This is a genomic window from Bacillus sp. SW14, assembly GCF_047608225.1.
Lineage (GTDB): Bacteria > Bacillota > Bacilli > Bacillales > Bacillaceae > Bacillus > Bacillus subtilis_G.
The window spans coordinates 2494307-2519408 of sequence record NZ_JBLKRW010000001.1; the positions used below are offsets into that span (position 1 = coordinate 2494307).

Annotated in this window: 23 protein-coding genes; all 23 read right to left on the reverse strand. The window is 43.3% G+C overall.

What is annotated here, in order from left to right; translation table 11 throughout:
• Positions 1 to 41: 41 nt before the first annotated feature.
• Entirely contained in the window at positions 42 to 254 is a 213-nt protein-coding gene (tepJ, locus tag ACMX2I_RS12825; protein WP_087991647.1) for a TepA modulator TepJ, read from the reverse strand.
• On the reverse strand, positions 251 to 988 hold the full coding sequence (gene tepA / locus ACMX2I_RS12830) for a translocation-enhancing protein TepA (RefSeq protein ID WP_087991646.1): 738 nt from the start codon (positions 986 to 988) through the stop codon (positions 251 to 253). The genes tepJ and tepA overlap by 4 nt, the downstream gene beginning before the upstream one ends.
• A gap of 115 nt (positions 989 to 1103) precedes the next feature.
• Positions 1104 to 2771: a ribonuclease J2 gene (rnjB, locus tag ACMX2I_RS12835; protein ID WP_414957146.1), complete on the reverse strand. Its 1668-nt coding sequence runs from the start codon at positions 2769 to 2771 to the stop codon at positions 1104 to 1106.
• 179 nt (positions 2772 to 2950) lie between these two features.
• Positions 2951 to 3823: a 4-hydroxy-tetrahydrodipicolinate synthase gene (gene dapA, locus ACMX2I_RS12840; RefSeq protein ID WP_148961798.1), complete on the reverse strand. Its 873-nt coding sequence runs from the start codon at positions 3821 to 3823 to the stop codon at positions 2951 to 2953.
• Positions 3824 to 3853: 30 nt separating this feature from the next.
• Positions 3854 to 5068, reverse strand: coding sequence for an aspartate kinase (gene dapG, locus ACMX2I_RS12845; RefSeq protein ID WP_414957147.1), 1215 nt, complete (start codon positions 5066 to 5068; stop codon positions 3854 to 3856).
• Positions 5069 to 5159: 91 nt separating this feature from the next.
• Entirely contained in the window at positions 5160 to 6200 is a 1041-nt protein-coding gene (gene asd, locus ACMX2I_RS12850) for an aspartate-semialdehyde dehydrogenase (protein WP_087991642.1), read from the reverse strand.
• Positions 6201 to 6325: 125 nt separating this feature from the next.
• Positions 6326 to 6928, reverse strand: a complete 603-nt coding sequence (gene dpaB, locus ACMX2I_RS12855; RefSeq protein ID WP_087991641.1) for a dipicolinate synthase subunit B — start codon at positions 6926 to 6928, stop codon at positions 6326 to 6328.
• Positions 6929 to 6930: 2 nt separating this feature from the next.
• Positions 6931 to 7824: a dipicolinic acid synthetase subunit A gene (gene dpaA, locus ACMX2I_RS12860; RefSeq protein WP_414957148.1), complete on the reverse strand. Its 894-nt coding sequence runs from the start codon at positions 7822 to 7824 to the stop codon at positions 6931 to 6933.
• 186 nt (positions 7825 to 8010) lie between these two features.
• Positions 8011 to 8268 carry a YlmC/YmxH family sporulation protein gene (locus ACMX2I_RS12865; protein ID WP_003238478.1) on the reverse strand — a complete coding sequence of 86 codons (258 nt, stop codon included), beginning with the start codon at positions 8266 to 8268 and terminating at the stop codon, positions 8011 to 8013.
• A 77-nt stretch (positions 8269 to 8345) separates the two neighbouring features.
• Complete coding sequence (locus tag ACMX2I_RS12870) at positions 8346 to 9575, reverse strand: M16 family metallopeptidase (RefSeq protein WP_087991639.1); 1230 nt, start codon at positions 9573 to 9575, stop codon at positions 8346 to 8348.
• A 39-nt stretch (positions 9576 to 9614) separates the two neighbouring features.
• Entirely contained in the window at positions 9615 to 10574 is a 960-nt protein-coding gene (locus ACMX2I_RS12875; RefSeq protein ID WP_414957149.1) for a polysaccharide deacetylase family protein, read from the reverse strand.
• Positions 10575 to 10690: 116 nt separating this feature from the next.
• The gene (pnp, locus tag ACMX2I_RS12880; protein WP_087991637.1) at positions 10691 to 12808 is read right to left on the reverse strand and encodes a polyribonucleotide nucleotidyltransferase; all 2118 of its coding nucleotides are present in this window, start codon (positions 12806 to 12808) and stop codon (positions 10691 to 10693) included.
• 172 nt (positions 12809 to 12980) lie between these two features.
• A complete protein-coding gene (gene rpsO / locus ACMX2I_RS12885; protein WP_003154182.1) occupies positions 12981 to 13250 on the reverse strand; it encodes a 30S ribosomal protein S15 in 270 nt (89 codons plus the stop codon).
• 156 nt (positions 13251 to 13406) lie between these two features.
• Positions 13407 to 14357: a bifunctional riboflavin kinase/FAD synthetase gene (gene ribF / locus ACMX2I_RS12890; protein WP_414957150.1), complete on the reverse strand. Its 951-nt coding sequence runs from the start codon at positions 14355 to 14357 to the stop codon at positions 13407 to 13409.
• A gap of 18 nt (positions 14358 to 14375) precedes the next feature.
• A complete protein-coding gene (gene truB, locus ACMX2I_RS12895; protein WP_414957151.1) occupies positions 14376 to 15305 on the reverse strand; it encodes a tRNA pseudouridine(55) synthase TruB in 930 nt (309 codons plus the stop codon).
• A gap of 83 nt (positions 15306 to 15388) precedes the next feature.
• Positions 15389 to 15742: a 30S ribosome-binding factor RbfA gene (gene rbfA, locus ACMX2I_RS12900; RefSeq protein WP_009967251.1), complete on the reverse strand. Its 354-nt coding sequence runs from the start codon at positions 15740 to 15742 to the stop codon at positions 15389 to 15391.
• 16 nt (positions 15743 to 15758) lie between these two features.
• Positions 15759 to 16037, reverse strand: coding sequence for a DUF503 domain-containing protein (locus tag ACMX2I_RS12905; RefSeq protein ID WP_010328005.1), 279 nt, complete (start codon positions 16035 to 16037; stop codon positions 15759 to 15761).
• Positions 16034 to 18181: a translation initiation factor IF-2 gene (gene infB / locus ACMX2I_RS12910; RefSeq protein WP_414957152.1), complete on the reverse strand. Its 2148-nt coding sequence runs from the start codon at positions 18179 to 18181 to the stop codon at positions 16034 to 16036. Before infB ends, ACMX2I_RS12905 begins: the two co-directional genes overlap by 4 nt.
• A gap of 19 nt (positions 18182 to 18200) precedes the next feature.
• Complete coding sequence (locus ACMX2I_RS12915; protein ID WP_414957153.1) at positions 18201 to 18503, reverse strand: YlxQ family RNA-binding protein; 303 nt, start codon at positions 18501 to 18503, stop codon at positions 18201 to 18203.
• A gap of 1 nt (position 18504) precedes the next feature.
• Positions 18505 to 18780: a glucose-induced regulator RulR gene (gene rulR, locus ACMX2I_RS12920; RefSeq protein ID WP_010334283.1), complete on the reverse strand. Its 276-nt coding sequence runs from the start codon at positions 18778 to 18780 to the stop codon at positions 18505 to 18507.
• A gap of 13 nt (positions 18781 to 18793) precedes the next feature.
• A complete protein-coding gene (gene nusA, locus ACMX2I_RS12925) occupies positions 18794 to 19912 on the reverse strand; it encodes a transcription termination factor NusA (RefSeq protein WP_289347253.1) in 1119 nt (372 codons plus the stop codon).
• Between the two features lie 34 nt (positions 19913 to 19946).
• Entirely contained in the window at positions 19947 to 20417 is a 471-nt protein-coding gene (gene rimP / locus ACMX2I_RS12930; RefSeq protein WP_003231915.1) for a ribosome maturation factor RimP, read from the reverse strand.
• Positions 20418 to 20744: 327 nt separating this feature from the next.
• Positions 20745 to 25058 carry a PolC-type DNA polymerase III gene (locus ACMX2I_RS12935; RefSeq protein WP_414957154.1) on the reverse strand — a complete coding sequence of 1438 codons (4314 nt, stop codon included), beginning with the start codon at positions 25056 to 25058 and terminating at the stop codon, positions 20745 to 20747.
• Positions 25059 to 25102 lie beyond the last annotated feature (44 nt).

Consider the following 25102-nt stretch of genomic DNA (forward strand, 5'->3'; position numbering starts at 1 on the left):
CCTATTATAGCATATTTTGCACTTAAAAAAGGGTTGGAATCTTATACGTTTAATTTCAGCTTTTGTCCCGGAGAAATGTCCGGGTGCAGAAAATGCATTGGATTTGTGCTCATGATTTGAATGACTTCCGCTTCATTGCCTTTCATCTCGACAAGAAGCGGTACACCTTTATACTCAATCTGCTCATGAACGCTTGTCTCTTGGTTCTGTTCTGCAAACACAATTTCCTGCGGCATCACGGTATACAGAATCATTGAATCATCCGTCCTTCTTCTTCCCTTGCTTCCTCAATGAGCTCATTCAGTTTATTGATCGCCTGTCCAACACCGCCTGCGTGATCGATCAGTCCGTATTCAACTGCATCCTTACCCACTACATTTGTTCCGATGTCGCGTGTTAAATTTCCTTTTGAAAACATCAGTTCTTTAAACTTCTCTTCGGTTACATTGGAATGGCTAGTTACAAATTTAACAACTCTTTCTTGCATTTTATCCAGGTATTCAAACGTTTGCGGCACGCCGATTACCAATCCGGTCAGCCGAACCGGATGAATGGTCATTGTTGCTGTTTCAGCGATATAACTGTAATCACAGGATACCGCAATCGGAACGCCGATAGAATGTCCTCCGCCAAGCACAATGGAAACGGTCGGTTTTGATAAAGATGCGAGCATTTCCGCTATTGCGAGACCCGCTTCAACATCTCCTCCGACCGTATTTAATATAATCAGCAGACCTTCAATTTTGGGATTCTGTTCAATTGCGACAATCTGCGGGATAACATGCTCATATTTTGTTGTTTTGTTTTGCGGAGGAAGCTGAACATGGCCTTCTATTTGGCCGATAATGGTCAGACAATGAATATTTGTATCCTGGGGCAGCTGCGGGAGCGCCGTTTCACCAAGCTGCTGTATTTTATTCATAATGCTGTCTTTCGCATCATTTTTTTCAGGACGCTCTTCTTCTGTGTTTTCCATACGATGATCCATCTCGCTTTCACCCTTTCCGAGTTTCTCTTTGTATTATGAACAAAGTTACGCAATTCAATCCCCGGCTTAAAAGGCAAAAAATAAAGACCGGAGCAGCTCCGGCCTTAGTCAGTCATCACACTTCCATAATAATTGGAATGATCATCGGTTTACGTTTCGTTTTTTCATATAGGAATTGGTTCAAAGCATCCCGCATAGCCTGCTTCAGCGTTGACCATTCAACATTTGATGTTTCAGTCGCTTCTGTCACGATGGAACGGACAAGCTCAGTAGCCTCTACGATAAGGCCTTCAGACTCTCTTACATAAACAAAACCGCGAGTGATAATTTCTGGTCCTGATACAAGATGTTTCTTTTGTTTATCAAGTGTAATGACAACGATTAAAATTCCGTCCTGTGAAAGTAAGCGGCGGTCTCGCAGCACGATATTGCCGATATCGCCGACGCCTAAACCATCAATTAAAATATTGCCATACGGAACTTTATCCCCAACTTTTACGTTTTGGCCGCGAAATTCAACGACGTCTCCTTTTTCAATTAAGAAGATGTCACTGCGCTTCATGCCGATTTCTTCAGCGATTTTTGAATGAGCTTTTTGCATTCTGTATTCGCCGTTTACAGGAATTAAATATTTTGGTTTAAGCAGATTGATCATCAGCTTTAACTCTTCCTGTGAACCGTGGCCAGATACATGGACACGCTTTTGGGCAAAGGTGACTTGCGCGCCGGCTCTCGCGAGAATATCTACTGTTTTAGAATAAATAAGTTCCTGTCCAGGGATTGGGGTGGACGCAATGACAACTGTATCCCCTTCTTCAATGTTCAGCTGTTTGTGAGCTTTGTTTGCCATTCTTGTCAGGGCAGCTAACGGTTCACCTTGACTGCCGGCTGTAACAATGGCTACTTCGCGCTTTGGATACTTCTTGACATCCTGCACAGAAATAAACAGTTCATCATCAGCTTCGATATATCCGAGCTTTCTTGCCAGCTGCAGGACAGATTGTAGATTTTTTCCGGCAACGGCAATCTTTCTTCCATTTTGAGAAGCTGCATGAATGACTTGCTGAATCCGGTTAATATTGGATGCGAAAACAGCAATAATCACCCGGTTCTCTGAATTATACAGCGCGTCCGAAATTTCTCCGCTGACAGCTGCTTCCGAAGGCGTATAACCCGGACGTTCCGCATTTGTACTGTCTGAAAGCAGGGCAAGCACGCCGCTATTGCCGATCTTGGCGATCTCGCCAATGTCGCACATTTGATTAAGTGCGGGTGTTTGGTCAAATTTGAAGTCTCCCGTGCATACTATAGATCCAAGTGATGTTTTAAAACTCACACCTACAGAATCAGGGATGCTGTGAATCGTTCTAAAGAACGATACTTTTGTTGATTCAAATGTAATGACAGATTTGGAGTGAATTTCTCTTAAATCAGTTTTTCGGTTATGTCCGTATTGTTTTAATTTTTCTCTTAATAGTGCAAGCGTCAGCTTTGTTCCGTACACTGGAACAGACAACTTGTTTAACAAGTAAAAAACGCCGCCGATATTTTCATCATGCCCATGTGTTAAAAAGATTGCCTTGACGCGGTCAGCCCGTTCAATCAAATATGATATGTCAGGAATCACTACATCAATACCGAGCATTTCGTTTTCTGGATGCATAAGGCCGGCATCAACGACAAATATGTCTGAGTCAATTTCGATGACATAAAGATTCTTCCCAATTTCTCCGACACCGCCAAGGGCGATAATTCTAACGTTTTCTGTATTTTTCTTTTTCAAAATCTATATCCTCCTAGTCTCATACCCGTCCATCATCACTTGTTCCTATTATAACTGAAAGTAAATTTAGAAAACAAGATAAAGCAGAAGGTTTAAGCAAAACCAATATGTATAAGAAACGGTCAAACTCAGCTGAATGTGAGAATGACCGCGTTTGTTTCACTGTATGAATTTTTTTCTTACAGTTCGCTGATCGTGCTGCTTAAGCTCAGTCGTTCATCTTCGCTAAGCGGGATAAGAGGAAGTCGCACCGATCCGACATCAAGGCCTTTCAGCTGAAGCGCTGTTTTGACAGGAGCCGGGTTAGGCGCTTTAAACAGTTCCTTCATAATCGGCAGCAGTTTCTGATGAATCAGTGCCGCATTAGCTGTTTGCCCATTCGTATAATTTTTGATCATTTGCTGCATATCAGAGCCTGCAATATGGCTCGCCACTGACACAACTCCTCTTCCTCCGACTGAGAGAATAGGAAGGGTCAGAGCGTCATCCCCTGAATAGACAGAGAAGTCTTCGGGCGTTTCCGCAACAATTTTCGTAATCGCTTCGAGGTCTCCGCTCGCTTCTTTAATCGCAACCACATTCGGGATGTCTGCCGCCAAACGAATCGTCGTTTCAGGAGCGAGAGAAGCTACTGTGCGGCCCGGCACATTATACAGCATGACCGGAAGAGACGTTTCTGCCGCAATTGCTTTAAAATGCTGGTACATTCCTTCTTGAGAAGGTTTATTGTAATACGGCGTAACGAGCATGACCGCGTCTACGCCCGCTTCCTCAGCTTTTTTTGTCAGCTTTATGGAATCTTTCGTATTGTTGCTGCCAGTACCCGCGATAACCGGCACCCGACCGTTCACTTCTTTTACCGTATATTCAAACAGCGCAATTTTTTCTTCAGTTGAAAGGGTTGGCGACTCTCCAGTTGTTCCCGCCACTACTAAAGAATCCGTTCCGTTTTTCAACAAGTAATCAATCAGTGTAGACAGTTTTTGAAAGTCTACGTTCCCTTTATTGTCAAAGGGTGTAATCATCGCTGTAGACACATTTCCGAAATTCATTTTATTCACCTCATCATGATTCAATCACATTTACTTGGAAAGTTCAAACACTTCATGCAAAGCGTTTACAGCAGGAACCAAATCCGCTTCATGGACAAGCACCCATATCGTCGTATGGCTGTCAGCCGACTGAAGGATCGGAATTTCTTTATCGGAAAGAGCCGAAACAATTTTGGACGTGACCCCGGGAACACCCATAATGCCCGCTCCGACCGCCGATACCTTCGCGCAATTTCTCGTTACCATCGGATCATAGCCCATATCCATTAAAATACGCTGAGCTGTTTCTGTTTTATTACCGGCCACCGTATATACGATTTCACTAGGGGTAATGTTGAAGAAATCAACACTGATTCCCGCATTCGCCATCGCCTTAAACACTTCAGTCTGTACGTTATACTGGCCGATTTTCGCAGGCACTTTAAACTGCGTGACATCTTTGACATGGGCAATTCCCGTAATCAGCCTTTCGAAAACATCGCTTCCGACTTTGGAAGAGTGATGCGATGTCACCAATGTGCCTTTATCTTTCGAATAAGTCGAACGGACGCGGATGGGAACCTTTGCCTGCATCGCAATCTCTACAGCCCGCGGATGAATGACCTTTGCCCCTTGATACGCCAGGTTGCAAATTTCAGTATACGTCACGATAGGAAGCGGTTTCGCATTTTCCACCACTCTCGGGTCAGCAGTCATCACACCTTCTACATCGGTGAAAATATCGATGTATTCCGCGTCAATCGCTGCGCCAAGTGCGGCTGCGGACGTATCGCTGCCCCCTCTGCCGATCGTTGTTGTATCACCCTTTTCAGTGGCACCCTGGAACCCTGCGACGACTACAGCGTCATGATTTGCTAGAACACTGAATAAACGCTCCGGTCTCATTTCAAGGATTTTCGCATTGGTATGCTGATCATTCGTTAAAAAGCCAGCCTGAGCCCCTGTCAGGGCAGCTGCTTTCACACCGTTATCAAACAGCATGCTTGTAAAGACGACAGAAGAAATGGTCTCTCCGCAAGATAAAAGCAAATCCTGCTCTCTCGGGGAAATCGCTGACTGATCGCCATAAAGCAGCCCCAGCAAAGAATCCGTTGCGTACGGGTCTCCTTTCCGGCCCATCGCTGAAACGACAACGACAACCTTATATCCCTCACTGATTGCTTCTTTAATATGCTCTAAAGCCAGTTTACGGCCTTTATCATCTTTTACAGATGTTCCGCCGAACTTTTGAACAATTATCTTCACTGTTTTCACTCCAAATTATTCGGACGTAACAGAAGAGAGCAGGCTGATAGCACCTTACTCTCTTCTATTCGTCTTTAGGAAATTCTCTCTTTTATACGAGGTTTAGTTTTTTCAGGCTTTCTGCAATCTGAACAGAGTTCCATGCCGCGCCTTTTAACAGGTTATCAGAAACAACCCATAAATGAAAACCGTTTGCTCTGTCCAAATCTTTGCGGATGCGGCCAACAAACACATCGTTTTTACCGACGGCATCAGCAGGCATCGGATAAAGCTGCTGGTTTGGGTCATCCTGAAGTGTCACGCCCGGAGCTTCTTTTAATAGTTTTTTAATATCCTCAACTGTAGCGTCATCACGGTCAACCTCAATGTAGACGGACTCTGAGTGCCCAGTTTGAATTGGCAGTCTCACACATGTAGCCGCTACTTGAAGGTCCGGCATGTGCATGATTTTTTTCGTTTCATTTATCATTTTCATTTCCTCAAACGTATAGCCGTTATCTTGGAATTTATCAATTTGCGGAATCGCGTTGAAGGCGATTTGATAGTGTTTTTTGTCGCCTTTTACAGGCATGATCGCGGGCTCAATTTCTTCTTGATTTAAAATCGCCTGTGTTTGGCTGTAAAGCTCTTTTACAGCTTCATTTCCCGCTCCTGAAACCGCCTGGTAAGTTGATACGATGACTTTGTTTAAGCCGTATGCTTTGCGGATCGGTTCAAGAGCCGCAACCATTTGGATTGTAGAGCAGTTTGGATTGGCAATAATGCCGTTGTGTTCATGCAAGTCTGCCTCATTCACTTCAGGCACAACAAGCGGTGTATTTTCGTCCATACGGAACGCACTCGTATTATCTATAGCAATAGCGCCGCGTTTTACAGCTTCTGGTGCCAATGCCTGTGATACGCTTCCGCCGGCGCTGAACAAAGCAATATTTACCCCTTCAAAGCTCTCGGGAGAAGCTTCCTGAACAGTCAGCTCTTGGCCTTTAAACGTGACTTTTGTCCCCGCAGAGCGTTTGGAAGATAGCAATGTAAGTGTGTCCATTTCAAAGTTTCTGTCTTCAAGTGTTTTCAGCATTTGTTGTCCTACAGCCCCTGTCGCTCCGACAACTGCTACGTGTAAACCTCTTCCCATCTGTAAAACTCCTTCCGCCAATCAGCATCATTGAATTGATTTGACTATGATTTTACGTTTTATTTTACCATAGAATATGCGGGTGATGACCGAATTTTTTAGTTTGGGAAAGATTTTCTGTAAATTTAGTCATTTCCCTGATAATTCTCAACCAGAACCGGCTGAAGCTGCTGATGCATAACCGCCTTTTCAATGGTTTGCGGAAGCAGATCCATTTTGGCTACCATTGAATTCGGTTTTTTAAATGGATCGTCTTGCCCGAATGGAATAAAAAAGATATTTTTTGTTGACATGAGCCTCATTAAATTTGTTCCGTTTAAACCGAGAGCATCATTTGTCGAGATACCAAGAACGACTGGCCTATTGTTTCGGATTGTCGCTTTTGCCGCCATCAGCACCGGACTGTCTGTCATAGCATTTGCAAGCTTGCTCATTGAGTTTCCGGTTAAGGGCGCAATGACCATGCAGTCAAGGGGCAGCTTCGGCCCAAGGGGCTCTGCCTTCACAATCGAATCAATGGCCTCATATCCGGTCAGGTCTTCAATTTTTTTAACCCATTCCGCTCCTTCTCCAAATCGGGTATTTGTAGATTTTACGTTAAAAGTGACAACCGGACGGACTTCTGCCCCGCCGTTGACCAGGGCCTCAATTTGCGGGAAAACCGCTTCATATGTGCAGTGCGATCCAGTCAGTCCAAACCCGATTCTTTTTCCTTTTAATGACGACATGCTTACTTCCCCTCCTCAGCTTGTATTTCAGCCAATAGCTTGCTCAAGACGTTTGCGAGGATTTGCCCAGCTGTTTTAGGAGCGACAATTCCTGGTAGACCAGGGGCAAGAAGTGCTTTAATCCCCTGTTTTTCGGCATATTTGAAATCCGTTCCCCCGGGACGTGAGGCCAGATCCAATATTAAGGTTTTTGGTGTCATGCTAGAAAGTACCTTTTGATTTAAAATCATGCTCGGTATTGTATTAATACAAATATCTATATCTTTTACATACTCTTTCAGCTCATCGGTATGAAAAGGAACGAGTCCCATTTCAGTAATACGTGCCAGATGCGCTGAACTTCTTGCCCCCACTTTTACATTCGCTCCAAGCGCGGCAAATGTGCGGGCAATCGTCATCCCGGTGCGCCCCAGACCGAGAACGGCCACCTGAGATCCGTGTATCGTATAATCCGTGTGCTGAATAGCCAGCATAATGGTTCCTTCTACTGTCGGAATAGAATTGTATATCGCAATGTCATCCCGCTCAAACAGCTTAACAAGGTTTCTGTTTGCTTGAGCTGCAATGTTTTCTAAATAGGCGTTAGAAATTCCTGAGAAAATGACACAGTGTGCAGGTGTTTTGTCGAGATGCTCCTGTTTTAACACAACCTCTTCATTCGAAAATACAGTCGATACGACACCTTCTCCTGTTGTTGCAGACACTGGGAGAATAACACTGTCTATTTGCTGAAAAGGAATTTCATCAATGTTGCATTTTACTGCTCCGGTAAAACCGTGATCCAATTGGTCAAAACCGACAAGATAGATGTCAGCCTGCTGTTCAGTGAGCTTTCTTATTATTTCGAGCTGTCTTGCGTCACCGCCGATAACTGCAATTTTCAATCCGGTTAACATTTTAAACGTTCACCTTCTTTGTATATACTAGATCTCTAGTTGTTAAGCTCCCCTTCATCTTATGATCAAAAGGAAATACCGGTGAATTAAAAAGCGCTTTTTTCATAGAAAAAAACACCGGCTGCCGAAGCCGATGTTTCATAAGTTTACTTTGGAGCCCGCACTATATTCTTTTGTGCTTTTTTCTTACTCTTGCCGAGGAGACATTTCCTCAGGCACGTCTAATATGATCATATCTGATCCGATTTTTTGAATATGATGCCAGGGGACACGAATGTCTTGACCGTGTTTTCTCAAACCAAACCACTTAACTGTCGGAATGAGGAGTGCCGTAATCTGTCCATCCTGTTCATTGATTTCTAAATCGGTCTGGCCGAGTACTCCCAGCCGTTCAGCTCTTTTGATGTCTACAATTTCCTTTCCTGATAATTCACTGAGCCGCATGTCTGTCACCCCCTTGTACTATGTATGATTAAAGGAATTAAAAAATGCCTGCTCCGTTATGGGGCAGGCTTTTCCTTTTAATATGGCATATTGCCGGATGGGCTGATGAGTGCCAGTGCATAATCTTCAGTAAACAGTTGTCTGGCAAGGCCGTTGACTCGCTCTAAGTTTACAGCGTTTAATTCCTTGATGATCTCATCTAAAGTTTTATGTTTGCCGAGCAGCAGTTCATTTTTTCCATTTCGGCTCATTTTGCTGTTTGTGCTTTCTAAGCTCAGCATCAAGCTTCCCTTCATTTGCTCTTTGCTGTTTTCCAACTCTTTAGAGGTAATACCTTCGCGTTTTAATGTAGCAAGGGTTTCTTGAATTGTTTCTGACAGCTGCTGAAGCTGATTTGCACCGGTCCCGCCGTAAATGGTAAGCATACCGCTGTCCTCATAAGAGCTGTGATAGCTGTAAACAGAATAAGCGAGCCCTTTATCTTCACGGACATCCTGGAACAGGCGGCTACTCATGCTGCCTCCGAGCACATTATTCAGGACGATTAAATCATAAATGCGTTCATGGCCAACCTCAAGGCCTTTAAAGCCAAGGCATAAATGAGCCTGCTCTGTTTCTTTTTTTCTCGTCAGTTTTTCCGTGTAGAACTCGGGCTTCGCGAGGCCTGTCGCTTTGCCTTTCGCCTCGTATGACCCGAACCATTTTTCTACATCTTTGATAAAACTGTCTGATATATTGCCCGCTACCGAAATAACTACTCGGTCCGGTGTATAATAATCATGCATGTATTGTCTGAGAGAGTCGCCGTTGAAGGAAGCAAGCGTTTCTTCCGTACCAAGAATAGGATAGCCTAAAGAATGATTGCCGTAAGTGGCTTTGCTCAGTAAATCATGCACAATGTCGTCCGGCGCATCTTCGTACATTTTAATCTCTTCATATACTACATTTTTTTCTTTTTTCAGCTCGTTTTCATCAAACGTTGAATGAAAAAACATATCTGCTAATACGTCCAGTGCGTAATTTGCATGCTCGTCAAGCACCTTTGCATAGTAGCAGGTATATTCCTTTGAGGTAAACGCATTGACCTGACCGCCAATACGATCAAAAGATTCTGCTATCTCGCGTGCAGATCTTGTGCTCGTCCCTTTAAAGAACATGTGCTCTAAAAAGTGAGAAATCCCGTTTATCTCCGGCTTTTCGTGCCGCGAACCGGTGCCGATCCACACGCCGATCGCAACAGAACGGACTGTCGGGTTATTTTCCAGCACAACTCTTACACCATTTTGACACGTATATCGTTTAATCAAATTTGTTCCTCCTATTCAAAGACAAGCTGCCTGCATCTGTTACTTCAACAGTCTTGTTTCATCCATTAGTTCAGTGACTGTTCCAAGCGCGTATCCTTTATCTTTTATCTTTGTAATCAGCGCTTCAAGACTTTCAGCCGTAGGGTCAGTCGGATGCATTAAAATCATGGCACCATTATGTATCTTGCTTAACACTCTCGTTTGAAGTACAGACGGAGCCGGTTTTTGCCAATCGATCGTATCAACTGTCCACATGACTGTTCCCATCTGTTTCTCAGCTGCAATGTCGACGACCGCTTTTCTAAAACTTCCGCTCGGCGGAGCAAACCACTTCGGCTTAACACCGAGCGTTTTTTCTATTTGCTCATTTGTCTTGTCGAGCTGCTCGGAAATTCTTCCTGTAGTCAGTTTGCTCATATCCGGATGATTGTATGAATGATTTCCGATTTCATGTCCTTCTTCCGCAATCTTTTTAGCAAGCTGTTCATTTTTCCTCACCCAATTGCCTTCTAAAAAGAACGTAGCCTTGACCTGATGCTTTTGCAGAACAGGGAGCATTTTTTCTAAATATTCATTTCCCCATGCCACATTGACTAAAAAAGCCACCATCGGTTTGTCAGGATTTCCTTTATAAATAGGCTCAGGCTGAAGAGACTCAAGATGAATGTTTGGTTTTACTTGCCTGTACACCAAATCGTTTTCCCGAAACTCGCCGTGCTTTTTCATTTTTTTATATGATTTTTCAATATTGACCATCAACCCATTGTAACCGGGAATGCTTTTCCAGACCTTATCTACTCTGGCATCCTGGGGCCTAACTTCATATTCCGGCGCTTTTTGAAGCAACTCTTCATATAGCGGGTCTTTGGACGCCGTGACAGTCACCGTATCTTTTTTCATTGCCCCTATATAATCAAGTGTGTGCGGATTTTTCATCATCTCAAATGAGACAAAAAAAAGAAATAGAAAAACGACAAACGGCACAAATTTTTTGTACATGTTCTGTCCCCCCTCACCTCACATTATGAAGGATAGGGACAAGGTAGAACCTGCCTGCATTTTAAAAGCTTCAAAATAAAGAAGCCGGGTCTCCCAGGCTCCTTTTATGTTTTCATTTAAGATTGTTGTTCTTCTTTTTCTTTCTCTTCACGGAGCACCGCTTTACGGGACAAATTGACTCGTCCTTGTTTATCAATTTCAGTGACCTTGACAAGAATCTCGTCCCCGATTTTCACAACATCTTCAACTTTTCCTACGCGTTCAAGCGCAAGCTCTGAAATGTGCACCAAACCGTCTTTTCCGCTGAAAATTTCAACGAAAGCTCCGAATTTTTCAATTCGTTTCACTTTACCTAGGTAAAGCTGGCCGACTTCAACCTCTCTGACAAGGTCTTCAATGATTTTTTTCGCTTCTTGGTTGCTGCTTTCAACTGTTGAAGAAATAAAGATGGTGCCGTCCTGTTCAATATCAATTTTAACACCGGTTTCTTCGATGATTTTATTGATTTGTTTTCCGCTTGGCCCGATGACATCGCGGATCTTATCAGGATTAATGGCCATTGTTAAAATCTTAGGTGCATATTGAGAAAGCTCTTTTCTTGATTCGCTTAATGTCGCAAGCATGCTGTTGAGAATTTCCATTCTTCCTTTTTTCGCCTGCTGAAGCGCTTCTTCAAGAATCTCTCTGGAAAGTCCTTCGATTTTAATGTCCATTTGCAGCGCCGTGACGCCTTTTTCAGTTCCGGCTACTTTAAAGTCCATATCTCCAAGTGCGTCTTCCATGCCTTGAATGTCAGTCAGAACAGTGTAATGTTCGCCTGATTTGACAAGACCCATCGCAATACCCGCAACAGGGGCTTTAATTGGTACACCGGCATCCATCATTGCAAGTGTGCTTGCGCAAATACTTGCTTGAGACGTAGAACCGTTTGATTCAAGCACTTCTGATACAAGACGGACAGTGTAAGGGAAGTCTTTTTCAGACGGAATAACTGGCTCAAGCGCACGCTCACCCAGTGCTCCATGTCCGATTTCACGGCGTCCCGGTCCGCGCATTGGCCCTGTTTCCCCAACGCTGAATTGCGGGAAGTTGTAGTGATGCATAAACCGTTTCGACTCTTCGACACCTAAGCCGTCAAGGATTTGCACATCTCCAAGAGCACCTAGCGTACATACGCTGAGAGCCTGTGTTTGTCCCCTTGTAAACAGCCCTGATCCGTGAGTTCTTGACAAGAGGCCGACCTCAGAAGAAAGCGGGCGGATTTGATCGACACCGCGGCCGTCCGGTCTTACTTTCTCTTCAGTAATCAACCGGCGCACTTCATTTTTCACCAGCTTGGACAAAGTCTGCTTCACTTTCTTGATTGTGTCTTCATCATGCTCTTCATCCTCGAATTTCGCCACAACTGCTTTTTTCACTTCATTAATGGCATCTTCGCGGGCATGCTTTTCATGAACCTGGATGGCTTTCAGCAAATCTTCTTCTGCTAAAGCTTTTACTTTTTCACTAAGCTCTTCATCAATTTCATAGAGCGCAATTTCTGATTTTTCTTTGCCGACTGCTGCTACAATTTCTTCTTGGAATGCAATCAGGCGTTTAATTTCTTCATGGCCGAACATAATGGCTTCAAGCATGGTTTCCTCAGGAACTTCATCCGCTCCCGCTTCTACCATGTTAATGGCATCTTTCGTGCCGGCAACGACAAGATTGATGTCGCTTTTCTCAAGCTGATCGACAGTCGGGTTAATGATAAATTCATCATTAATGCGTCCGACAGTAACCCCTGCAATCGGTCCTTCAAACGGAATATCCGATACAGAAAGAGCCAGAGATGAACCGAACATAGCAGCCATTTCAGAAGAGCAGTTTTGGTCAACACTCATGACAATGCTGATGACTTGAACTTCATTACGGAATCCATCAGCAAACAAAGGACGGATCGGACGGTCGATTAAACGGCTGGCAAGAACCGCTTTTTCACTTGGACGCCCTTCTCTTTTAATAAATCCGCCCGGAATTTTCCCTACCGCATATAATCTTTCCTCATAATTTACAGTAAGCGGGAAGAAATCAAGCGGTTTTGGTTCTTTTGAAGCGGTTGCTGTACTAAGCACTGCTGTATCACCGTAACGGATCATAACAGCACCGTTTGCCTGTTTGGCAAGCTGGCCGGTTTCAACGGTAAGCGTTCTTCCGGCCCAATCTATGGTAAAGACATGTTTTTCTTGTCCCATACGATTACGAACTCCTCTCTTCGTTGTGTGAAATAATCAATTACTCCTATTATGAACGAAATGAATTGAACATATCAATGTCAAAGTAGTATGTAAAAGGATTTCAATGATTTGTTATAAGAAATTTCGCTTTAATACGATAAAAAAGCGGGAATCCTCCCGCTTTTTACGATTATCGACGTAAGCCTAGTTTGTTAATTAACTCACGATAACGAGTTACGTCTTTATTACGTAGATACGTAAGAAGATTACGACGCTTACCTACCATTTTAAGAAGACCGCGACGTGAATGGTGGTCTTTCTTATGAGTACGTAAATGCTCGTTCAAATTGTTAATTGAGTCAGTTAGGATAGCGATCTGAACTTCTGGAGATCCAGTATCAGATTCGTGTGTTTTGAACTCACTGATGAGTTGGTTTTTACGCTCTTGAGTAATTGCCATCCTGTTTCACCTCCAAATCATATTTAGCCCCAGTTACCTAGCAACCGTCGGTGACTTCGGATTGCCAAGCAATGGTTTTAAGACTACGCAAACTATCATACTAAAAATCGCGCCTATATGCAAATATTTTAAAATGAAATTTGTGTACATTGCATGTTATTTCCGCAAATTGCTGAAATAACGGATGGCTTCCTGCTTGTCTTTCTCAATTTGCTCTGTTAATTCTTTGATGCCATTGAATTTCCGCTCGCTCCGAATCCGTTTATACCACTCAATTTTTATAGCGGCTCCGTATACCTCTTGATCAAAATCAAACAGATGGACTTCGATTGAAGGCTGCTCCGGGCGTTTTTCATAAAATGTCGGCTTATAGCCGATATTGCAAACGCCGTTGTAGACTTCGCCGTTCACTTCCGCTTTTACGGCATATACACCCGTCGGCGGAACGATATAGCTGTTATTTAAACCGACATTTGCTGTCGGAAACCCGATGGTCCGCCCTCTTTTATCACCGTGAATGACAATTCCTTTTATAAAATAAGGCTGTCCAAGCAAGACATTCGCCAACTCAACGTCTCCGTTTTGAAGCGCGGTACGGATATACGAGGAACTGATTTTTTTATCTTGTTCCGTTAATTTTTCTACCATTGTGCACTCAGCTTCTCCATCTAAATCATGCGGCATGGTCTCCATTGTTCCCTTACCGTATTTGCCGTACGTAAAGTCAAAGCCCGCAACAGCGTGCTGTACATTAAGACCGACAATATACTGGTCTGCAAACTGCTTAGGAGAAAGAGAAGCAAATGCTTCATTAAATTTAACGACATACAGAATCTCTGTGCCTAATTGTTCAATTTGGTTTATTTTATCTTCCAGAGGCGTAATCAGATCCTTTGGCTCCTGATTCCTCCTCAATACGTGGGAAGGATGAGGATGAAAGGTCATCACAGCTAACGCCAGGCCCTTTTCTTCAGCTATCTGCTTCGCTGTGCCGATTACCTTTTGATGCCCTAGATGAACGCCGTCAAAATACCCTAACGCCATCACAGACTTTGCCTGCTCCTCTTTGATTAAATGATGAGGATGTGTAATATGTATCGTCTTCACAGAACGGTCACCTTTTTTCTATTGTTCGCTTTTTTGCAGCAATACTTTTGCCGGCTTTAACAGCCCTTCTTTTGTAGGATGGGGAAAATAGATCGCCAAACAACTTCCAGATTCCGTAAAGACAGCAATGCGGTCTTCGCTTGTCATCTCAGAAAACTGCTCGGGCGTCTCAAGCAAAGCCCCATTTTCTACTTTCTTAGCTAATGTATCACTTATGATCCATTTCGGCAAATGATTGAGCGCGCCTTCAATAGGAACTGTATGCTCTCCCACGGTCCCTGACTGGGCCTGTGTTTCCAGTTCATCAAAGGTAAAGCATTCGTCGAGAGAGAAGTCTCCGGATGCCGTACGGATTAAATGAGACATATGAGCCGGATATCCGAGTTTTTCTCCGATCATAACCGCCAGCGTCCTTACATAGGTCCCTTTGGAGCATGTCACTGTAAACCGAAAGCTTGCCGTTTCTCCATTATGTTTAATCTCTGTCGTCAGGGCAATGTCTTCAATAGTAATCATACGTTTTGGACGTTCTACCTCAATCCCTGCTCTTGCGTACTCGTATAATTTTTTGCCGTTTACTTTGACAGCGGAATACATGGGAGGAATTTGTTCTTGTTTACCCTTTAAGCTATTTAAAACTTTTACTGCATCTGCTTGATCAATGGCTTGATTGACAGGCTTAGTTTCAACCCTTTCGCCAGTCTGATCCTCTGTTGTCGTTGAAAAGCCAAGTGTTATTTCCGCATCATATGTTTTAGACTTTTCAGTCAAGTATTCGACTATTTTTGTCGCCCTTCCCACACAAATCGGAAGTACACCTGACACTTCTGGATCGAGTGTTCCCGTATGTCCTACTTTTTTTGTTTTTAACAGTTTTCGGATCTTCATGACACAGTCGTGCGATGTCATGCCAACCGGTTTATGTAAAAGGAGAACTCCGTTAACCATTTGTCTTTCACTCCTTCTTTTGGTTTTTTCTCTTTAAAACGAAGAAAAGAGGACAGACGATATACGCCTATCCTCTCCATTTTTTATTCAGATGGTTTCTCTGAATGTAATTCGTGAATCAGCGTTTCGATTCGATTTCCGTAATCGATTGATTCATCGAACTCAAATTCAATTTCAGGCGTTTTTCGAAGTCTGATGCGGCTGCCGATTTCAGATCGGATAAATCCTTTCGCCTTTGCCAGCCCTTTCAGCGCTTCCTCCCGTTTTTTCTCGTCGCCGAGAACCGAGATATACACCTTTGCAATTTGCAAATCACCTGATACACGTACATCCGTTACTGTCAGAAAACCTATTCTCGGATCTTTCAGCTTGCGGCTGATAATATCACCGAGTTCTTTTTTCATTTGCTCGCCGACACGGTTTGCTCTCATACTCAATTCAATCACCTCTAAGTTAAAACCACTCTGTCCTAGTGATCGTCCGTTCAATCTCAGGAAAAGAATCGATAAACGCTAGGACGCGCTGTAGCTCTTTTTCTGTTTGAACGCGAGAGGAAGAAACAGCGGCGATTCCGAAGCTGGTCCTTTGCCATGTGTCCTGATAGTCAATCTCCGAAATCGAAACATTGAACTTGTTTTGAACCCTGGTTAAAACCCGCTTCAGAACGGCACGCTTTTCTTTTAGCGATCCTGCATCATAAATGATGCATTCACATTCCGCAAATCCGATCACTTTCTTTCAATTTCTTGCATGACATAAGCTTCCAGGATGTCACCTTCGCGAATGTCATTGTATTTCTTAATTGTAATACCACATTCATAGCCTTGTGAAACTTCTTTCACATCGTCTTTAAAACGTTTCAAAACGTCTACTTCGCCTTCGAAGATGACGACGCCGTCACGAATTAAACGGAGGCCGCTGTCGCGCGTAATGGTTCCTTCAGTAACATATCCGCCGGCAATTGTACCTATTTTAGATACTTTGAATGTTTGGCGTACTTCTACTTGGCCAATTACTTTTTCTTCATATTCAGGATCAAGCATACCTTTCATGGCAGCTTCAATCTCGTCGATTACTTTGTAAATGATACGGTGAAGACGAATATCTACATTTTCAGCTTCAGCCGTACTCTTAGCATTTCCGTCCGGTCTCACATTAAACCCGATAACTATTGCATTGGAAGCAGATGCCAAGATAATGTCAGATTCAGTAATTGCACCAACGCCTGTGTGGATGATTTTCACTTTAACGCCTTCTACTTCAATTTTTTGAAGTGCGGCTGTTAAGGCTTCAGCAGATCCTTGAACATCAGCTTTTACGATGAGGTTAATATCTTTTACATCACCTTGTTTAATTTGCTCGAATAAATCATCAAGACTGAGTTTCGCTTTATCGCTGCGCTGCTCTTCAAGCTGTTTCGAAGCACGGGCTTCCCCGACAGAACGAGCTGTTTTTTCATCCTTAAAGACAAGGAATTGGTCTCCAGCTTGAGGGACATCGTTCAAACCGGTAATTTCAACCGGAGTTGACGGGCCGGCAGTTTTTACACGGCGTCCAATATCGTTGACCATGGCACGGACACGGCCAAATGTATTGCCGACTACGATAGGATCACCGACATTCAATGTACCAGTCTGTACGAGCAATGTCGCAACTGACCCTCTGCCTTTATCAAGTTCCGCTTCAATAACCGTTCCTTTTGCATGGCGGTTCGGATTCGCTTTGAGTTCCTCTACTTCACTGACAAGCAAAATCATTTCAACAAGTTCATCAATGCCTTTTCCAGTTAAAGCAGAAAGCGGAACAAAAATGGTTTCTCCGCCCCAAGCTTCAGGGACAAGTCCGTATTCCGTCAGTTCTTGCATCACACGGTCAGGATTTGCGGATTCTTTATCAACTTTATTCACAGCAACGATAATTGGAACCTCAGCTGCTTTTGCATGGTTAATCGCTTCTACGGTTTGCGGCATTACACCGTCATCTGCAGCCACAACGAGAATCGTAATATCAGTTACTTCTGCACCGCGTGCACGCATTGTCGTAAATGCGGCATGGCCCGGAGTATCCAAGAACGTAATTTTCTTGCCGTTCTCTTCAATTTGGTAAGCACCGATATGCTGGGTGATTCCGCCTGCTTCTCCTTCAACAACCTTCGTTTTACGGATGCTGTCAAGAAGCGTCGTTTTTCCATGGTCAACGTGACCCATGATTGTCACGACAGGAGGACGAATTTCAAGATCCTCTTCTTTATCGGGCTCTTCATATTTTTCCAGTTCTGTTTCTTCAAGCACAATGACTTCTTCTGTTTCTACACCATATTCTGATGCAATGAGTTCGATTGTATCTTTATCAAGCTCTTGGTTAATGGTTGCCATTACGCCAAGAAGCATCAGCTTTTTAATGAGTTCTGAAGGCTCTTTGCCAAGCTCCTCAGCCAATGCGCCGACTGTTAAAGTGCCGGAGAATGTAATTTTCTCAGGAAGCTCTTTTTTCGGCTTTACAGGCTTTTGCTGATATTGATTCTTATTGTTGTTGTTGCGTTTATTTTTTTTGTTGTTGTTATTCTTCTTGTTTTTGTTAAATTGATTATTCTGCACGTCATTCTTCTTTCCGTCTCGAATTTTATTTGGTTGATTTCCAGCAGATTGCTGATTAACCCCTTGCGTCTGTTTGTTTTTGTTCGTTTCTGCAGGCTTTTGAGATTTAACGGCTGCGCCGCCTTTTTTATATTTGGCATCAAGCTGTTTAATAGCCTTTTCTTCAAGCATGGCCATGTGATTATTCACTTCTAAATTCATGTTTTTCAGTGCGGTCAAAATTTCCTTACTTGAAACATTTAATGCTTTTGCATATTCGTATACTCTCATTTTAGCCATTCGTTCACCCCCAAAAATATTAATCGAGCAAGCTGATCAGCTTATTCGCAAAACCTTGGTCAGTGACGGCGACAACGACACGGGATTCTTTACCGATAGAGCGTCCAAGAACCGCGCGATTTTCGACTTTTTTATAAGGGACTTTATAATAGCTGCACTTGTCGGTTACTTTTTTCGTTGTGTTAGATGATGCATCCTCTGTAAGCAGGACAAGCTTTGCACGCGCATTCCTGATTTCTTTAATTACCAAGTCCTCGCCTGACACGACCTTACGAGCTCGATTGGCCAGACCCAGCAAGGGAAACCATTCCATTCCAGACATTTTATTTTTTCACCTTTTCCGCCAGCTCTAGCAATTCTTCGAAAATCTGGTCATCGATTTGTGATTGAAATTGATTTTGCAAAGTGTTTTTCTTTTTTGCTGCTAAAATGCACTCTTTATCCAGCGTTAAATAAGCACCCCGCCCGTTCTTCTTTCCGGTCGGGTCTACTGAGATTTCGCCTTCTTTCGAACGTACAACTCGGATCAATTCTTTTTTAGGCTTCATTTCACCAGTCACTACACATTTGCGTAACGGGATCTTCTTGTGTTTATTCACCTAAGGCCACCTCTTATTCATCCGTTTCAGCAGTTTCAGGCTCCGTAAAGAGCGGCTCATCGTCGTCTGCTTCAAGTTCTCTCGGATAGATTCCAAGTTCTCTTGCGTCCGTTTCGCTCTTAATATCAATCTTCCAGCCTGTCAGTTTAGCAGCTAAGCGTGCGTTTTGTCCTCTTTTGCCAATCGCCAGAGACAGCTGGTAATCAGGGACAATAACAGTTGTCGCTTTTTCTTCCTCATTAACGATGACTTCTAGCACTTTCGAAGGACTGAGTGCATTTGCGACAAATTCTACAGGATCACTGGACCAGTTGACAATGTCAATTTTTTCACCTTTTAATTCATTGACGATCGCCTGAACACGCTGGCCTTTAGGGCCTACGCATGAGCCGACAGGATCCACGTCAGGGTCGTCTGTGCGGACCGAAATTTTTGAACGGTCGCCGGCTTCTCTGGCTACAGATTTCAGCTCGACAGTTCCATCATAAATTTCAGGCACTTCGATTTCAAACAAACGCTTTAACAGGCCTGGGTGTGTTCTTGACACATAAATCTGCGGGCCCTTCGTCGTTTTTTCAACTTTTGTGATAAATACCTTAATGCGGTCATGAGGCCTGTAGCTTTCATTTGGCATTTGCTCATTAACCGGCAGCAAGGCTTCTATTTTGCCTAAAGACACGTAGATAAACTTATTGTCCAGACGCTGGACGATACCTGTCATGATATCTTCTTCACGGTCGATAAATTCAGAATAAATCACACCGCGCTCAGCTTCGCGCACACGCTGTGTGACGACCTGCTTCGCTGTTTGAGCAGCTATGCGCCCAAAATCCTTAGGCGTTACTTCGATTTCGACAACATCGCCGACCATATATTCCGGATGGATGCCCTGCGCCTCTTCAATAGAGATCTCCAGTCTTTGGTCGTATACTTCGTCAACGACATCTTTCCTTGCAAATACACGGATGGAGCCTGTTTCACGGTTTAAATCCACTCGTACATTTTGCGCTTGATTAAAATTCCGCTTATAAGCAGAAATTAACGCAGCTTCAATTGCTTCAATGATAATTTCTTTACTGATGCCTTTTTCTTTTTCAAGAATCGTGAGAGCATCTAATAATTCACTGCTCATTTAACGGTCTCCCCCCTTAAAGCATTTGTATTCATTAGAACGTAACAGCTAATCGTGCATTAGCTATCTTTTCATACGGAATATTGATCCGTTTCTTTCTTGTTTTGATCGTGATCTCAACTGTCACTGTTTGTCCATCAAATTCAGCCAGTTCACCTTCAAACACTTTTACGCCATCAATAGGCTCATACGTCTTAATGTACACATTTTTCCCAAGTGATTTTTCAAAATCGGCTTTTTTCTTTAGCGGACGCTCAGCTCCTGGAGATGAGACTTCAAGAAAGTAATTTTGGCTGATTGGGTCTGCCTCATCAAGCTTTTCGCTTAAAGCTTCGCTTACTTTGGCACATTCCTCAATATCCACACCGTCATCGGAATCAATAAACACGCGAAGGAACCAGCTTTGACCCTCTTTGACAAATTCAATGTCAACGAGTTCCAGCTGAAGGCTGTCTACGATTGGCTGAGCCATCTCTTGAACGGTGTCAGTCACTTTTTTGCTCATGTTCTTCCTCCTTGTGCTGTCGATCTCATGTTCGTCTCGTCACTCTGCATAAAAACCCTGCTTCAAAAGAGCAGGGGCTTAAAAGTAAACGATGAACATGTCGAGACAAAATTCTCCTGTTCAATACAAAAGAGCGGGTTTCCCCACTCTTTGCCTCGGTAATCGTTAGCATTTCCAATAAAACTATACCATAACCATATTTTTATTGCAAATGGATATACACTTACCTTCACCTAAGCAAATGACAGAGACTCTAATGTTACAATGTCACTTTTTGCGCTTATGTATGCATAGAAGCAGAATTTCCTGAGAAATTCTGCTTCTATATTAAAACAGTGACAATTGGTTTTGATCAGGCAGTGATTCCAGACAGCCATGGCGATCTAAATACTCTAAAATCGTTTTTGACACTTTCCCTCTCTTTTGCAAATCTTCTTTAGAGAGGAATTCGCCTTCTTCACGAGCCTTTACAATATTCAGAGCAGCGTTCGTTCCTAATCCAGGAATGGAGTTAAACGGCGGGATAAGGCTGTTGCCGTCTATAATAAACTCTGCAGCGCTGGAGCGATATAAATCGACTTTTTGGAATGTATAGCCTCTCTCACACATTTCAAGCGCTAATTCTAACACAGTGAGAAGGTTTTTTTCCTTCGGTGAAGCATCAAGCCCTTTAGCGTTAATATCCTCCATTACGGCTTTGATTGCTGTAGAACCCTTGATCATTGTATCGATATCAAAGTCGTCTGCACGAACGGTAAAATAAGCCGCATAATACAAAAGCGCGTGATGCACTTTAAAGTAAGCGATGCGGACCGCCATTAATACATAAGCCGCGGCGTGGGCTTTCGGGAACATGTATTTAATCTTTTTACAAGAATCAATATACCAGTCCGGGACATTGTTATTTTTCATTTCTTCTTCCCATTCAGGCGTTAATCCTTTCCCTTTACGCACAAATTCCATAATTTTAAAGGCAAGGGATGGCTCAAGGCCTTGATAGATTAAATAAACCATAATGTCATCACGGCAGCCGATAACCTCACTCAGTTCACAAATATTATTGTGGATGAGCTCTTGTGCATTGCCGAGCCATACATCAGTTCCGTGAGATAAGCCTGAAATCTGAACGAGCTCGGAAAAAGTTGTCGGCTTTGTATCTTCAAGCATCTGCCGCACAAATCGGGTTCCGAATTCAGGAATTCCCAGGGTACCCGTTTTACAGCCGATCTGTTCTTCTGTAACACCGAGTGATTCGGTTCCCTGGAAGATTTTCATCACTTCAGGATCATCTGTTGGAATGGTTTTCGGATCAATTCCGCTTAAGTCTTGAAGCATCCGAATAACGGTCGGGTCATCGTGTCCGAGAATATCGAGTTTTAACAGGTTGTCATGGATGGAGTGGAAATCAAAATGAGTGGTTTTCCACTCTGAACCTGTGGCATCCGCCGGGAACTGAATTGGTGAAAAATCATAAATGTCCATATAATCCGGGACAACGATAATACCCCCAGGGTGCTGTCCGGTCGTACGTTTAACACCTGTACATCCCTGTACGAGCCGATCTATTTCGGCCCCGCGCATGTGGAGATTGTGGTCCCCGGCATAGCCTTTTACATATCCGTAAGCTGTTTTTTCTGCAACTGTTCCTATCGTTCCCGCACGATATACATTGTCTTCTCCGAACAATACTTTTGTGTAATTGTGTGCGTGCGGCTGATATTCCCCTGAAAAGTTTAAATCGATATCAGGTACTTTGTCCCCTTTAAATCCTAAGAATGTTTCAAACGGAATATCATGGCCGTCTTTTTTCAAAGGCGTTCCGCAATGAGGGCATATCTTGTCAGGCAGGTCAAAACCGGAACCGACAGACCCGTCATTAAAGAACTCAGAATGCTGGCACTCAGAGCATACATAATGCGGCGGCAGCGGGTTGACCTCAGTGATCTCAGTAAGCGTCGCAACTAATGAGGAGCCTACGGAACCACGGGAACCTACGAGATATCCGTCATCTAGTGAACGTTTTACAAGTTTGTGAGAGATCAAATAAATAACAGCGAAGCCATGGCCAATGATACTTTTTAATTCTTTTTCAATCCGCGCTTCCACAATTTCAGGCAGCTCTTCGCCGTAAATGCTTCTTGCACGCTGATAGCTCATTTCTCTGATCTCTTCATCAGCGCCTTCGATTTTCGGTGTATACAAATCATCTTTAATTGGCTTGATGTCATCGATTAAAGAAGCAACCTTTTGGGTATTGGCGACAACGATTTCCTTCGCTTTTTCTTCGCCTAAGAAAGAAAATGCTTCAAGCATTTCGTCTGTCGTTCTGAAATGCACTTTCGGCAGTTCATGTCTGTTCAGCGGATTTGCCCCGCCTTGAGAGGATACTAAAATCTTTCTGTAGATTTTATCCTCGTCATTCAAGTAATGAACATTTCCCGTAGCAACAACCGGTTTATTTAGCTTTTCACCCAGTTTCGTGATATTCGCAATAATTTCTTTAAGCGATTTTTCATCGCGGACCAGTTCAAGCTCTAGCAAGTGACGGTACACTTCAGGCGGCTGAACCTCAAGATAATCATAGAATGACGCGACATCTTCCACCTCTTCAGGCGATTTTTGCATCATTCCTTCAAAAACCTCTCCCCTGTCACAGGCTGAACCGATCAGAAGCCCTTCCCTATATTTCTCAAGCTGAGATCTCGGGATACGAGGCACTCTGTAAAAATAATGGATATGAGAGAGTGACACAAGCTTAAATAAATTTTTAAGACCCGTGCTGTTCACAGCAAGTAATGTTGCGTGATAAGGTCTCGATCTTTGATAAGCGTTGGACTGACCCATATTTTCATTTAACTCATCATGGTACTGAATGCCTTTTTCAGCCGCGTCCTTCAGCATTTTCAGGAGCAAATAAGCCGTCGCCTCAGTATCGTAGATCGCACGGTGATGCTGTGTCAGTTCGATATCAAACTTTTTACAAAGTGTGTTCAAACGGTGGTTCTTAAATTCCGGATAGAGAAAACGGCCAAGCTCAAGCGTATCAATGACTGGGTTTTTAGCTTTTTCGACTTCAAGAAGCCTTTTATAAGCTACGTTTAAGAATCCCATATCAAAACTCGCATTGTGAGCGACAAGGATATCATCGCCGATCCATTCTCTGAAATCTCTTATTACATCTACGACATCAGGAGCGTCGCGAAGCATATCATCGGTGATGCCGGTCAGCTCTATGATTGTGGCTGAAAGCGGACGATGCGGGTTCGCAAACGCCTCAAATTTATCAATAATTTCTCCGCCTTTTACTTTTACTGCAGCCAGCTCAATAATGGTATCGTATACAGCAGACAGTCCTGTTGTCTCGACGTCAAAAACAACATATGTTTCTTCCTCAAGCAGCCGATGTGCAGCATTATAAGCAATTGGCACGCCATCATCAACAAGATTCGCTTCCATCCCGTAAATCATTTTAATTCCATGCTTTTTTGCGGCAGAATACGCATCAGGGAAGGATTGAACGACAGCATGGTCAGTCAAAGCGATGGCCTCATGCCCCCATTTTTTTGCCTGTTCGACAAGTTTTCCGACACCCGTAACAGCATCCATTTGGCTCATTGGGGAATGCAAATGCAATTCCACTCTTTTTTCTCCTTCAGATGCAGAATCTTCACGGGCTTTTGCTTTCATTTCGTTTACGTCATTTGCGATCATGACGAGATCTCTGACAAAAGTGTCATTTTGAATGCTGCCGCGTGCTTTTACCCACATTCCTTTTTTCAGAGACTTCATCAGCGCCGCATCTTCTTTTTCACGTGCAAACATTTTGATTAAAATACTATTTGTGTAGTCTGTAATTTTGAAGATACACAGCGTACGCCCGCTTTTCAGCTCTCGTGTCTCCACATCAAACACGTAACCCTGGACCGTAATTCTCCGTTCTTCGTCCATGATGCTGTCAAGTGTCCGGATTTCTTCGTTATCTTTAATTTGATAACCGATGACAAGAGGCCCAGATGGTATTTGATCTTCATCACTTTCTTGATCTTTCTTCTCCATTTCAATCAGTGCCTGCATGGCCCGCTCTTGGTCTTCCGCAAGCTTTTGCTCCCGAAACTTTTGAACTTCTTGCTCGGATACAAAGATTTCGGCATCAAGCTGAAGGTCCGGGAAACCAAATTGACGGTATCCGGCTTGAATCATAGAACTATATTTGTTCTTAAGAGCAGCCGCTTCCGTGTCCGTTTTTGTTTTGACAATCAGTTTATTGCCTTTCAATTTCGGTTTTTGCTGGTTTAAAAGACTGATAATCGGCGGTGAAATGCCTTGCAGTTCCTCAATACAGCGTGACCAGTAATCTTGTACTAGACTTTCGCTAACCTCGGCATCTTGCACTTCGATTGAAGATGTCACTTTTGCTATGTGGGCAAACGATTGCGTCAGCCTCGTTGTTAATGTGTCATATATTTGAAAAGGCAGCAAAGATTTAAATTGAAAATGAAAATGCCAAGACTTAGACGCTTTGTGTATCGCCAACTTTTTAATCTCGCCATCTTCAAAGTATGTCATGAAGGTATCATCTGTCATATTAATCTGCTGCAGAAGAATTTGAAACTGCCTTCTGTTTACTGATAACTGTTCCATTAAGACAGTACCCCTCCCTAAAAACTTCATAAGTGAAGGTACCT

What these genes read in the sequence shown, in the direction of transcription:
- tepJ (WP_087991647.1), bottom strand. Translation starts at nt 254, where the DNA reads ATGATTCTGTATACCGTGATGCCGCAGGAAATTGTGTTTGCAGAACAG.
- tepA (WP_087991646.1), bottom strand. Translation starts at nt 988, where the DNA reads ATGGATCATCGTATGGAAAACACAGAAGAAGAGCGTCCTGAAAAAAAT.
- dapA (WP_148961798.1), bottom strand. Translation starts at nt 3,823, where the DNA reads ATGAATTTCGGAAATGTGTCTACAGCGATGATTACACCCTTTGACAAT.
- asd (WP_087991642.1), bottom strand. Translation starts at nt 6,200, where the DNA reads ATGGGAAGAGGTTTACACGTAGCAGTTGTCGGAGCGACAGGGGCTGTA.
- dpaB (WP_087991641.1), bottom strand. Translation starts at nt 6,928, where the DNA reads ATGTCGTCATTAAAAGGAAAAAGAATCGGGTTTGGACTGACTGGATCG.
- dpaA (WP_414957148.1), bottom strand. Translation starts at nt 7,824, where the DNA reads ATGTTAACCGGATTGAAAATTGCAGTTATCGGCGGTGACGCAAGACAG.
- ACMX2I_RS12865 (WP_003238478.1), bottom strand. Translation starts at nt 8,268, where the DNA reads ATGCGGCTCAGTGAATTATCAGGAAAGGAAATTGTAGACATCAAAAGA.
- ACMX2I_RS12875 (WP_414957149.1), bottom strand. Translation starts at nt 10,574, where the DNA reads ATGTACAAAAAATTTGTGCCGTTTGTCGTTTTTCTATTTCTTTTTTTT.
- pnp (WP_087991637.1), bottom strand. Translation starts at nt 12,808, where the DNA reads ATGGGACAAGAAAAACATGTCTTTACCATAGATTGGGCCGGAAGAACG.
- rpsO (WP_003154182.1), bottom strand. Translation starts at nt 13,250, where the DNA reads ATGGCAATTACTCAAGAGCGTAAAAACCAACTCATCAGTGAGTTCAAA.
- truB (WP_414957151.1), bottom strand. Translation starts at nt 15,305, where the DNA reads ATGGTTAACGGAGTTCTCCTTTTACATAAACCGGTTGGCATGACATCG.
- infB (WP_414957152.1), bottom strand. Translation starts at nt 18,181, where the DNA reads ATGGCTAAAATGAGAGTATACGAATATGCAAAAGCATTAAATGTTTCA.
- ACMX2I_RS12915 (WP_414957153.1), bottom strand. Translation starts at nt 18,503, where the DNA reads ATGTCTGGAATGGAATGGTTTCCCTTGCTGGGTCTGGCCAATCGAGCT.
- nusA (WP_289347253.1), bottom strand. Translation starts at nt 19,912, where the DNA reads ATGAGCAGTGAATTATTAGATGCTCTCACGATTCTTGAAAAAGAAAAA.
- rimP (WP_003231915.1), bottom strand. Translation starts at nt 20,417, where the DNA reads ATGAGCAAAAAAGTGACTGACACCGTTCAAGAGATGGCTCAGCCAATC.
- ACMX2I_RS12935 (WP_414957154.1), bottom strand. Translation starts at nt 25,058, where the DNA reads ATGGAACAGTTATCAGTAAACAGAAGGCAGTTTCAAATTCTTCTGCAG.